General features: G+C 44.8%; 7 protein-coding genes. 1 reads left to right on the top strand and 6 read right to left on the bottom strand.

The annotated features are described in order from the left end of the window. Positions 1-10 precede the first annotated feature (10 nt). Positions 11-889 carry a YicC/YloC family endoribonuclease gene (locus AAA938_RS09415; RefSeq protein ID WP_338228430.1) on the top strand — a complete coding sequence of 293 codons (879 nt, stop codon included), beginning with the start codon at positions 11-13 and terminating at the stop codon, positions 887-889. Between the two features lie 14 nt (positions 890-903). Here the strand turns inward: AAA938_RS09415 and AAA938_RS09410 are convergent, their stop codons facing one another. The 6 genes from AAA938_RS09410 to sov all read right to left on the bottom strand — a co-directional run bounded on the left by AAA938_RS09410 (position 904) and on the right by sov (position 12044). Continuing rightward, positions 904-2469 carry an N-acyl-D-amino-acid deacylase family protein gene (locus tag AAA938_RS09410; RefSeq protein WP_338228429.1) on the bottom strand — a complete coding sequence of 522 codons (1566 nt, stop codon included), beginning with the start codon at positions 2467-2469 and terminating at the stop codon, positions 904-906. Between the two features lie 92 nt (positions 2470-2561). Then, the gene (locus tag AAA938_RS09405; protein ID WP_338228428.1) at positions 2562-3233 is read right to left on the bottom strand and encodes an energy transducer TonB; all 672 of its coding nucleotides are present in this window, start codon (positions 3231-3233) and stop codon (positions 2562-2564) included. Between the two features lie 113 nt (positions 3234-3346). Then, positions 3347-4027, bottom strand: coding sequence for an energy transducer TonB (locus AAA938_RS09400; protein ID WP_338219704.1), 681 nt, complete (start codon positions 4025-4027; stop codon positions 3347-3349). 66 nt (positions 4028-4093) lie between these two features. Then, the gene (locus tag AAA938_RS09395; protein WP_338228427.1) at positions 4094-4465 is read right to left on the bottom strand and encodes a VanZ family protein; all 372 of its coding nucleotides are present in this window, start codon (positions 4463-4465) and stop codon (positions 4094-4096) included. Between the two features lie 10 nt (positions 4466-4475). Next, positions 4476-4853 carry a glycine cleavage system protein GcvH gene (gene gcvH, locus AAA938_RS09390; RefSeq protein WP_338228426.1) on the bottom strand — a complete coding sequence of 126 codons (378 nt, stop codon included), beginning with the start codon at positions 4851-4853 and terminating at the stop codon, positions 4476-4478. A 54-nt stretch (positions 4854-4907) separates the two neighbouring features. Continuing rightward, positions 4908-12044: a T9SS outer membrane translocon Sov/SprA gene (gene sov, locus AAA938_RS09385; RefSeq protein ID WP_460319035.1), complete on the bottom strand. Its 7137-nt coding sequence runs from the start codon at positions 12042-12044 to the stop codon at positions 4908-4910. Positions 12045-12048: the final 4 nt, after the last annotated feature.

Raw genomic sequence — 12048 nt, 5'->3', positions numbered from 1 at the left:
CAAAAGTATCATGATTAAGTCTATGACCGGCTTTGGAGTAGCTGGATTGGAGAATGAGCAAGTGGTCATTCAAGTGGAAGTTCGTTCTCTTAATTCCAAGTTTTTGGATCTTTCCCTGAGAAGTCCAAGGCAATTTTCAGACAAGGAGCCGGAAATAAGAACACTCGTCCAAAACCACCTAGATAGAGGGAAAGTGAACGTTTCCATAGAATTTGTTCCTAAAGGTGCTGAAAGTCTTCCAGTCACGATAAATAAAGAACTCTTCAAATCCTACTATCAGGAATTCAAAACTTTAGCCAATGAGGTTGGCGAAAGCCCCGTGGACTTGTTCAAACTGGCCCTGCAATCTCCCAATGTGATTAACTCTATTCCTCAGGAAAGGGAGGAAAATGAAGATTGGGATTTGGTAAAACAAGTGCTGAAGCAAGCCTTGCTAAAGTGTGATGGATTCAGGACAGACGAGGGAAAAGCCTTATTTGATAAGCTCAATGAAAATATTGAACTCATTAGAAGAGAATTGGGAGAAATAAAAGTCAAGGACCCCATCCGAAAAGCGAAAATTCAGGAGCGTATCCAAGGTCATTTTTCTCAGTGGATGGAAGAAAATTCATTCGATCCCAATCGATTTGAGCAGGAACTGATCTATTATTTCGAAAAAATCGACATCACAGAAGAGCTAGTTCGCCTGGAAACCCACTTGAATTATTTCCAAAAAACGATGAATGAGGATGCACAGCAAGGTAAAAAGCTGGGCTTTATCAGTCAGGAAATCGGAAGGGAAATCAATACCATCGGGTCCAAAGCCAATGATGCGGAAATTCAAAAGCACGTCATCCTGATGAAGGATGAACTGGAAAAGATCAAAGAACAAAGCCTGAATGTCCTTTAATAGACCGGGGATTTTTAATTCTCTGTTTTTCTGATTATCCTTCCTGGGGTTTTGCCTGTCATTGCAGCGCTTTCCACTACTGGAATTCCATTTACAATCACGTATTCTATTCCTTTTGGATACTGATGAGGCTCGATATAGGTGGATTGATCGATGACTGTTTCTGGATTAAATATGGTAATATCAGCTATGTTTCCAGGCTTTAAAATTCCTCTGTTTTTTAATCCAAGAGATTGAGCTGAAAGTCCCGTCATTTTGTAAATGGCAGTTTGGAGTGGGAAAAGTCCTTTATCCCTGCTGTAAAGCCCTAAAACTCTCGGGAAAGTCCCGTAGGCTCTGGGATGTGGATGTCCTTCTCCTGGCTGGCTTAGTCTTCCATCCGATCCGATCATCGTCATGGGATGCTTCATGATGTTTTCTACGTCTTGCTCATCCATTGCGTGATAGATGGTGCCTGTTCCACCATTGAGTTGAGCCTGAATCACCAATTCAGCCCCGTTGGATACGGTAGGTTCCAATCCGGATTCTATCGCCCAATCGTGTAGGGTTTTTCCCTCGAGGTCTTTTTTCCAAGAAACTCTAGAAAACTGGATCCTACGCAAATCACTTCCTCCTCGGTCATTGAGAATGTTAAATTCTATGCCTTCTTTGATCTTTTTTCTCAATTCAGGATCTTCTGTTCTCTCTTTAAATTGATTTCCTTCCAGTGCCCAGCTTGGGATCAATACACTGAGTCCGGTGTGACTTGCCGCATATGGATATTGATCCATTCGTATATCAAGACCAATACCCCGGGCCGAGTCCACCATGGCCAAAGTTTTCTGGCTTGCTCCCCACATTTTCACCCCAATCGCTTTATGATGGGTCAGAATAACAGGGATATTTGCCTCTCTTGAAATTGAAATGGCTTCACTTACTGCCTCTAAAAGCCCCAAGCCTTCTTCTCTGAGGTGGGAAGTGTAGATTCCTCCCGCTTCGCCTGCTTTCTTTGAAAGTGCGATTACTTCTGCCACTTCTGAAAAGGTCCCGGGCAAATACTTTAACCCTGTGGAAATGCCGAAAGCCCCCTCTTTCATGGCCATTTCTACCATGGACTCCATTGTTTCCAATTCCTCTTCTGTTGGCTTTCTATTCTCCATGCCCATCACCTCTTCCCTGATGGTGTTGTGCCCCACGAGGTAGCCAACATTCAGTCCCAGGGGAAATGTGGCCAAGGAATCAAGATAAGCCCCGAAAGGCCAAGGTCCACCGCCATCAGGTCCTCCAAGTGCAAAAGTAACCCCCTGCCTTACTAGGCTTTCGGCTTGAGGAAGCTGCATGATGGGTTCAAGGTGAGTATGCATATCGATAAACCCTGGACTGACTGCCAATCCAGTAGCATCTATCGTAGCCGTGGCTTTTTTGCTTTTGAGGTTTCCGATTTCTACTATCCGGTCCTCAATAATTCCTATATCTCCTTGGATAGGGGCATTGTCAGTTCCGTCGTAGATAGTTCCATTAAGGATAATCAAGTCAAATTCGGGACTTTTGGAACAGCCGAATAGGATCAGTACTAGAAAAAGAGCCTGTAGATTCTTCATGACTTCAAAGGGTGGTGCTTAAAGGAATAGGAATATAAAAAGAAAAGTCTGATCGGTCGAGATCAGACTTTTTCAGTTTTGTTATTTCCTCATTAGTTGAGCTTAAATCGGATTGGGATGGTCATTCTAGAGCGGACCGCTTTTCCTCTGAATCTTCCGGGTTCCCATTTGGGAGAGGCTTCGATCACTTTCTTGGCAGCTGCATCTAAGCCCTCACCTGCTGATCTTCGGACTACCACATCTTCGATGCTTCCATCAATATTCACTACAAAGCTTAGAATCACGGTTCCCTCTCTTCCTGCTCGCTGTTCCATCTTTGGATAGACCAAGTTCTTTTTAAGGTACTCATACCATGCCTGCATACCTCCCACGAAAGAGGCCTGCACTTCGGTGAAATCATAGATTTCTTCCGCATTTTCAATAGTTGGAGGAACGCTATCCAAAATCACAGATGGAAGTTCTGTAGTGGGGTCCACATTCAGATCAAAATTGGGGAGGTCGTCCAAGACAATATCGTCTGGTGTGGGTTTGAACTGTGGAATGACTACAGGGTCAGGTGCCCTTGGAGGTTCCTGAATGGTGATCGGGATATCCAGAATATCCCAATCAGTAATCCCATCTTCCAAATTCATTGGGGGTTTTTCTTCATAAGCCTTCCATTCGAAGGCCGCCAAAACAGCGCCGACCGCAATAAGCAGTCCCAAATTAAGAAAGACTTGATTCCATCTTTGGAGATCAAGTCTCGGGTTCTTTTTGTTTTCCATGGCTGTTAGAGTTTAGTGTATTAAAAAATTAATTTTTATTCTATTGATAAACTAATCCTCTAACAATAATTAAGAAAAAAGGCTGTCAGTTTTGCTGACAGCCTTTGCTTGTTTTAGCTTAGTTTGAATCGGATCGGTAGTCTCATTCGAGTACGTACTGGTCGACCTCGCTGCTTACCGGGTTCCCACTTAGGGGCTTCACTTACTACCCTTACAGCTTCTTCGTCACAACCTCCGCCGATACCTCTCAGTACTTCTACGTCCTGGATAGAACCGTCAGTGTTGATTACGAATACTACGATTACTGTACCTTCGATACCCATTCTTCGTGCTTGAGTTGGGTATTTCAGGTTTTTGGAGAGGTATTGATTCCAGCCTGACATGCCTCCTGGAGGATTTGGCTGTGTTTCTACCACGTCGAAGATTTCGTCAGCTTTTTCTTCTACTGGAGCTTCAGCGATGACTACTTCTTTGATTACGGTAGTTTCTTTAACGTCTACGTCAAAGTTTACCTCAATTTTTTCTTCAATTTCTACCTCATCTGGAATCTCCTCAATGATAGGCTGTTCCATTGGTGGTGGTGGTGGTGGTGGCGGTGGCTGTTCTGTGATAGGCACATCGAGCAGTTCCTCGAAGTTGTCATTGACCGCACCTAGATCTTTCAGAGCACTGTCGTCAAAAGACTTGTATTCGAAGGCAGCAAGTGTGAGACCTACAGAAACTGCCAGCCCAAGGTTGGTGAACATACCCACCTTCTTGGTCAAGTCAGCTTTAGGAGTCTTTTTTGCTTCCATGAGTTAATTGGTTTATACAGGTTAATTTTATTCCAAAGTGATAACAAGTGTAAGAATAATTGAAGATTATTCCAAAATGAATTTAATGGATTGCCATTTTCTGTAGATAAGAAAACCCGAAAACGAGCCTATCACATTGGTAATCATATCCCAATAATCAAAAGATCGAAAGGGGATGAATTGCTGTGCATATTCTAAGATTATTCCCGTAGACAAACCAAATACCAGAAACAGAATGACTTCTTTCTGAGATTGGTTGATAATGGGTCCTTTCCCTAGCTTTACCCCGCTCCAAAGGTAGGTTTGAATGACAAAAACCAACCAATGAATCAACTTGTCCTGAAAGTCAAATACATCAACCTCGGGGAATCGGTCTCCTGGACTAAGCATAGCCCACAAGAGGAAGATAAACCAGGCAAGGGCTAGGAATAATCTCAAATGCTTCTTTTTATTCACCAATCAGTTCTGCGTAGGCAGCTGCGTCCATCAGGTCTGATGGGAGGTCACCGGAAATTTTCACCTTCACCATCCATCCAGATTCGTAAGGGGATTCATTGACCAATTCAGGAGAGGATTCCAACTCTTCGTTGAATTCAAGAACCTCACCGGTCACCGGCATAAACAAGTCTGAAACGGTTTTTACAGCCTCCACAGTACCAAATACTTCCCCTGCTTCAATGGTGTCGCCGATCGTTTCTACTTCTACGTAGACGATGTCGCCCAATTCTTTTTGTGCAAAGTCTGTGATTCCGATGGTTGCAATATCCCCTTCAATTTTTACCCACTCGTGGTCTTTGGTGTACTTTAATTCCTCAGGAAAATTCATATTTTTTTTATTTACAGAGCGTCAAAATTAAAAGGATTCAGGACAGATTGAAATCTATTGTGACAAATTAAATCTCAATTGTCCGCCAAAGGCCGTGGAGGTCCTTCGGTAAACGGTAGTGACCCTAGGATCATTGATCGTACGTTCAAAATAAATCGTCAAATTCAGGTTTTGGTTGATGACATAACCAATGGTCGGTCTGAACTGAATATTCAAGTTGCCGTTGGTTACGGTGCTGTTTTCTCCGATCTTTCTTTGTACCGTCCTCGTGTCACCTACTCTCGAGTCCAATCTAAATTGGAGGTCATTTTTCAATACTTTCTGGGAACCCTGGATTTTAAATGGAATTTTCACTCCGGCCTTAGTGTAGGCTAAAGTCAATCCGAAATCACTTGTTTTTTGTTCGGTGATTTGGGAATTGGAGAAATTCAATCCCAGATTTCTCTCTTTGTTGTAATTGATATTGATGTTAAAGCGATCCTTGGTCAATAGGTCTACTCCGATGAAGGGCTCAAACCGCTCGGAAAGCACCACTTGGTTGAGCACATAGATCGGGATGAACAAACCGTCATCATTGAGAACACTTGGATTTTGGATTTGCTGTAAAGAATTGAAGAGTTCCAAGCCTCTTTGGTATTGAAGAGAGTTGGAAAAATTGCTTACGTCATAGGTGGAAGAATAGCCGTGGGTGATATTGATGCTGGAGAAAATATCACTCAGCCCTTTGAGGCGGGAAAGCCCTCGATAATCCAGTCTCCAGTTAGGTAGTGGAGTTTTTGGGAAAGGATTCAAATTGGCTGTATTTGGGTCTTTCCCTCTATAGGCTGCCAAAAATGCAGGAATCAATACATCCTGACCATTGATGCCATATTCTCCCTGTTCAGCATTTGAGCCATCCAGTCTGGATTTGAATATCGATCGGTAATTTTCGAAGTCGGTGAAAAGAGGAGACTCATTTTGCGCATTATCCCTTGAGAACGTCGTCCCTATCATAATGGTAGTGATACTGTAGGCTCCCAAGCGATTAGGACTCAAGGATTGGAAACCACCCGGATTGTCTATCGAATTCCTGAAAATCTCCTGATAATCTCCAGTCTCGCGTTTGGAGGCGGCAAGGGTAATTCTGAAATCAGGGAATGGCTCTGCCAGTCCAGTCAAACGCAGATTGGTAGAGCGGTTTTGACGGAAAGGTTGAGTGAGTTCTGCACTTGGGGCCATATTCCCGTTTTCAGAGAGATCAAATCTGATATTTGGATTTTGGCTACCAAAGACAAATGCCCATCCCGGATTATTCCAAGCTCTGTCCATTCCCAATAAGCCCGTATTGGGCATGTAGCCAGGCAGGAAGGTGCCCTCAACTACTCCATAGTTGAATGTGACCTCTTTGAGCATCATCAGAAACTTCAAGAGCTTGTTGCTGAATGGCGTGCCAATCGTGTCCTCAGCTGCTACCGAATTTCTTCCCGGTATGCTGGGTCTTTTGGGTGCGTTCAGCGCAGCCAGACTTTTGTTCTTGTTATACAGCTTTAGGAAGTCCAATTTGCCGGTAATACTTTGGTCCCGGGTGTTTTGAATCACATTACCCAAGCTATCTCGCTGTCCAATGGCTCCGGTCTGCCAAGTATACGAAGTCAAGTACCGGTATTCTGTCTGGATCCAATCGGTGATTGGAAGCTTATTGAGAGGAATGGAATAGTTGACTGTTGCAGTATGGTTGTAATTGGTAGTTCGGCCAAGTCTCCAGAAGTTAGCCCGGACCGAATCAATCTTAGCTTCAGTATCCAAATCGCCCTCTGGCTCATCCACTATGGCCATGGCTCTTGAGGCAAAATCCACTCTCAGACTATTGGAAAGATCCCAGTTGATATTGAAGGATCGGTTCATAAAGAAGGACTTCTGGAACAGTGGATCTACTCCTGCAGTGCTCAATTGATCATTTCTATATTGGGACCTCATAAAGCGGCGGTCAACGTCAAATCTTGCCAATAGTAGGGTAGGAGAAAGGTTCAGACTGAAATCCTTGATCAATTTCAGATAAGGGGACTTCATGCCCTCAGAATTTCTGAATGGAGCAATCACCCATTCTTTAGGCTGGAAACTGTAGGTCAGGTTCCCTCGGTTAGTTTTAAAAGTGTACCCTTGGATCTGCGCATTGGTCTGAGTGACTGTACCTACTGCATAGGAAAATGCAAAATTGGACAGATCATAAATACGGTTTGGAGCATCTGGATTGCTCTTTATTTTCCTGATGTTATTGAAGCTGAGATTTTTTCTGTTCAGCTGGTCTAGAGCTATGTCCCGGTAGGCCCTGCGCTGTTCATCGGTTTCAAATTTCCCCAAAGCCACTTCGAAAGGCACGTCTGGATTAAGAGGATCATATTCAGGCCTGGTAGAGGAGTTTTCGATGGAGAAATACATCGGAATACTAATTCCCAACTCCTTGGGCAAAAGTTTGTCTACTTCCACATTGGTGGAAATGTCGTATTGGGTGGTAGCAGATCGTGTTCTTTGGGAAAGCCGGGTTTCCAGTCCTCCAAATCCAATGGAATTGTGACGTATAGATGCAGAGACTACGGCTACATCGGCAATTTTGGTATTGAGAAAGGCATTGGCGGCCCAACCGTTATTCTTGGTGAATCCTGTCACCCGGAGTTCATTGGCCCAGATACAAATTGATTTGGACGAACCTATCCCTGTACCTGGATTTCTGACCCCGATCATCATTCCTTGCACCAAGCTCAGTTCAGGTCTTCCCACCACTGTTACTTTATACTGTCTGATATTTTGGGAAAAAGGCAGGGTAAGTGGAGATTGACTGTTGTCCCGCTCTACTTTGACACCCACGATCTCCTGAATGGCAATGTCGATCTCGTTTTCTTTTGGCCATACCAAAGTCGGGTCGTTGCTTCCCAAAGGAGAAATGGTTAATGGAACCTCGATTTCGTAGTAGTTGTCCGTGTAATCTGTTCCCAATCTCAAGAAGGCGGTCACTTCTCCATCCTGTGCATCTTCGCTGTTGGCATGGAAGAACATTTTGATCCTTTCGTACTGCACCAAGTCAATCGTTAGGTTTTTGAATACAGCACGGGCATCTTTTGGAGCCAGATCTTCTACGCATACCCGGAGAGATTGCTCGTTGAGTCTTCTTTCTACTGTAGATGTATTATCCCGGTCCCGGATAATTCCCGGAGGGAGAACGTATGGACTAGACTTATCACTTCCTTGAGAGTTTTGCTCGATATTGACCACATCGACCACGACGTTAGAAAGGTCCGGTTCAGGAATTTCGAAGAATCCCCGCTCAAACAAGGACTCCTGGAATACCCTCCACTGGCTCCCCACCATTCTAAACTCAGCCATTCTCAGCACAACAGGCTGCTCAAAATCGGTCAAATAAGTTCTTATCCAGCGGATAGATTTAAATCCGGTAATGTCTCCCTGAACTCGGTCAGGCTGCCTAACTGGAATCCTAAAAAGGTACCAATTGACCTCGTCTCCATTCACATTCGCGGTAATCTGGTCCACGACGTAGTTTTGACCTACATTAAGCTGGCCTGGTCTAAGGTCAATTTCATACTCATAGTAGTTCTCCAGTTCATTGATGGTGTTGTCCGTATTTAGATCTTCATTATCAGGAGAGTTGGTTCCGGAAGGGGTATAAGGCAGACTCGGGTCAGCAGACACTGGAGTATTTCCTTCTAGCCCGTTAAACTTTTTGTATCGCTCCAGAATCTTGATGTTGTTGTCATCAAATTGCTGATCGAGATAATACTGAAAAGCATCCGCAGAGACATCCTGAGTGATTCTACTTAGCGCTTCTGGAGTGACATTCAGTCTGTCTAGGAAGCGATTTCTGAAAAAGTCCGCTTCATCCTCATTTTTCAAGCCATCCAAGCCCACATCCTGATTGATTCTGGATGCCTCCGAATTGTCAAATGCAGGAATCAAAAACTGCTCTCTGGTGATTCTTCCCCACTCGTTTTCTCCTGTTTCAGCAGGGTCCCCATCGGCCGGCAGTCCATTTTCAAAGGCATGTCGCCCATCTTTCATCACGTCTTCGGAAATGTCTCCCAAATTGAGAAAAAGCTTACCTCCAGTAGTGTTGTTTTGGTTGAGCACTCCATCCAAAACACGTCCGTTTTCACCGGAAATAAACGGGTCCATCAGCCAGAATTCGATGTATTCTATGTTGGTCCTGTCAAAATCCACTTCTGTGGTAATTGCCCTAGTGACAGCCCCGTAGTTTTGTTTTGGATTGGGTAAAAAGCCCTGCGGAGTCAGGTTTGGGTTGTAGTTGTAAATTCCTCGCTCCTGTGGGAAATAGGCCAATTCAAATAGAGGCTGGGGCACGATGATTACCTCTCTGTCCTGATTGGGGAAGATTTCCTGAGGGACCACGCGTCTTACATAGTGGTTTCTTCTGTCTTCTGCACTCAAGTTGGTAGGTACTCCAGGACCACTCTCGCGGTAGAAGATATTGTCAATGTTGTACCAAGCCAATCTAGCTCTTCGGTAAGTATTCCCAAGGTTGTCTCCTGCCTGATTGCTGAGGTCAAATTTGTTGTCCGGAGTCACAGGTGTAGCCCCCAGTTTCCAGGTTTGATTAGCCTGAGCTCCTAAGAAGAATGGGGTAACAGCTGCTTCAAAATCATCAATGTAAGATGCCACATCCCCATCTACTCTGTTGGATGAGCCTGGAATAAGGTGGGCAAATTCCGCATTGAACTGGACCAAAGACTTTTCTTTAGTATCAGTGAAAGGTAATGCATCTGCCAACTTGGTCAGGAATCTTGACTCATCATTGAAGTTCACATCCAATCCCCATAGGCTGTTTCTCAAGGTTTCATTTCCCGTGGCAATCCGGGTCACATTTGGTCTTTCGTTGAGGTAGAGAAAAGTACCTCCAATGTTCAACTTTTTGCTCGCTAAGTAGTCCACCCTTGTCCCGAGCAGGCTTCGGGTTTGAAAAGAAACCAAATCTGCTTTTTCAAAACTCACGTTGATTTGCTTTCCGGATTGGAGGATAGCATCGTTGATGATGACCAAGCGGCCCACATTGTAATCTACTGTAAAATCTACTCCTTCGGTGAGCGGAATATTTCCGGCTTGCACGATCACCGAGCCCGGAGCGATGTTTAGCCCGGGGAGCTGGATTTCGCTTGCCGAACCTGCTGTCAGTCGGCCTTTGATGAAATATTTATTGAGTCTGGTGACGAGTTCTGCATCGGCCTGAGTCGTTCGATAGAGGGTGTCGTAGACATATTTGTCCTTGAGGACGATTTCTTCAGGATTGAATCTCCGCTCCAAATTGGATCCAAAGGGTTCCAAAACAGGAAAAATCAGGAGACCCCGATTGGAAATCATCGTCAATCCCTCCACGAAGTCAAAATTCCCGTCAGGGGCGGGATCATTTTGCGGGTTGAGATTATCGAGACCGGTCAATCGAATCAAAGGAACATCTTTGACATTTGCACCCTCCAAAAGGGCGGGGTTGTCCAACCCCGTTCGGTCATCCCGGTAAATTACCTGCAGTTGAAATCCATCTCGGAGAATCTGACTGGCATTGAGACTGTAGACGTTTTTCATCATCAAGTCCCAAGTCGGGATGCGGGTATTGATTCTTGCCGGCCTCAGGAGTTTGAGGAAAATCAGCTCGTCCTCAGCTCTTACCTGATAGTCTTCGGTCAATTCACCGACTTTGTAAACCTGCCCATTGTACGTGTATTCGTAAGAGACAGCGAGTACTTCGTCATTTTGGAGTCTTCGGAAAAGAGAGAGATATCCAAGTTGCGGGTTGAAAAAGTATTCAGTGGGTGCCAATTTTCTGGCGCCGTTAATCTGTTCAAAATCAACACCTTTTCTCAGGCTCAGGTCGGACTCCATGGCTCTTGCTCCGGTATCAAAAGGTCGGTAGCTCGGGTTGTTGGAAATATTTGAGTAAAGAAGGTTGGCCCCATTTCCGGCAGGCGCGTTAGGGTCACCATTTCCGATAGAGGGATTAGTAGGATTGTAGATTACCCGACCTTCACCCAAATCCAGAAAGGCTGCAAAATTTCTCAGGGTTTCTGTATTGGTAGCCCGGTTCATGATGTAGACTTCAATACGGGTCACATTCACCCCGGAGAGTACTTGAGGAAGTCCTCTCAGCCATCTTTCGTAATTGTCTCTGAAGAAGTGAGATAGGAAAAAGTGACGGTTTTCGTCATACTTTGAGGCCTGAATGTCAAAGGCCCTTCCCTGTCCATTGGCATCGATCACGAGGTTGTCCCGTCTGCCTCTCTGCGTGGAGGCCACAGCAGTGACATTTAATTTTCCAAAACGCATTTGGGTTTTCACTCCGAAAAGGTTTTGGGCTCCCTGTATCAGCCTGTTTTGTACAGGCATACTGACATTTCCTATCTCGATAGACTGGATGATGTCTTCATCAAAACCGTCGTATTCGACTTTGAGCTGATTTTGAAAATCAAAGGAGTTATTGGAGTCAAAGTTGGCTGCGATTTTCATTTTCTCCCCCAGGCTTCCATTGACAGCCATCTGGATCTGCTGCTGGAAGTTGAATCCTCCATTCTGCTGCTGTCTAATGGGTAAGGTGGGGTTGTCTACTCTTCTGAATATCGCTCCAAAGTCCAAGTTGACATAGCCGGTGGGTACAATGCTGATTTTATCTCCCCCGAAAATCCGGTCAAAAGAAGGGCTGACGGTCAGTGGTGGAATCAGGTTTCGGCCTTCTACGGCACTTTCCCCGTCCATTCCACGGGCACGGGATCTCCAGTAATCCTGTCTTACCCGATATTCCTGAATTTTAGAAAATTCATCAAAACTGTATTCCTGTTCATTGCCGATACGGGTGCTGTCCACCTGGTCTTGGATGTTATATCTCAAGGTAGAATCCATCCTTACTTCCACATTTTGGTCCACCGGTGAGACAGGCAAAAAAGGCGATCTCTGCCTCAGAAAGGGGTTTGAATAGGGGAAAAGGGGATTGGTCCTCAGATTTTGCCAAAGCAAAAAGGAGGGAGCTAGTCTTCTGAAATTGAGGGAATCTATTCGGGCTTGGATACTGTCTCGTTCTCCTGTGTCTTGTGCACGTGCTGGGGATAGATTTAACAGGCAAATCAGCAGGATCAATCCAACAGGTATCAAGCTTCTAGGCTTCCTCCTGCAAAAAGTCAGTAAGTCCTTAAAGTTCAATCCA

Source organism: Algoriphagus taiwanensis (genome assembly GCF_036245645.1).
GTDB lineage: Bacteria > Bacteroidota > Bacteroidia > Cytophagales > Cyclobacteriaceae > Algoriphagus > Algoriphagus taiwanensis.
This window is presented reverse-complemented; position numbering and strand designations above follow the sequence as displayed.

Excerpts from the sequence above, each read along its gene's own strand:
- gcvH (WP_338228426.1), bottom strand. The coding sequence starts at position 4,853 with ATGAATTTTCCTGAGGAATTAAAGTACACCAAAGACCACGAGTGGGTA.
- AAA938_RS09415 (WP_338228430.1), top strand. The coding sequence starts at position 11 with ATGATTAAGTCTATGACCGGCTTTGGAGTAGCTGGATTGGAGAATGAG.
- AAA938_RS09410 (WP_338228429.1), bottom strand. The coding sequence starts at position 2,469 with ATGAAGAATCTACAGGCTCTTTTTCTAGTACTGATCCTATTCGGCTGT.
- AAA938_RS09405 (WP_338228428.1), bottom strand. The coding sequence starts at position 3,233 with ATGGAAAACAAAAAGAACCCGAGACTTGATCTCCAAAGATGGAATCAA.
- AAA938_RS09400 (WP_338219704.1), bottom strand. The coding sequence starts at position 4,027 with ATGGAAGCAAAAAAGACTCCTAAAGCTGACTTGACCAAGAAGGTGGGT.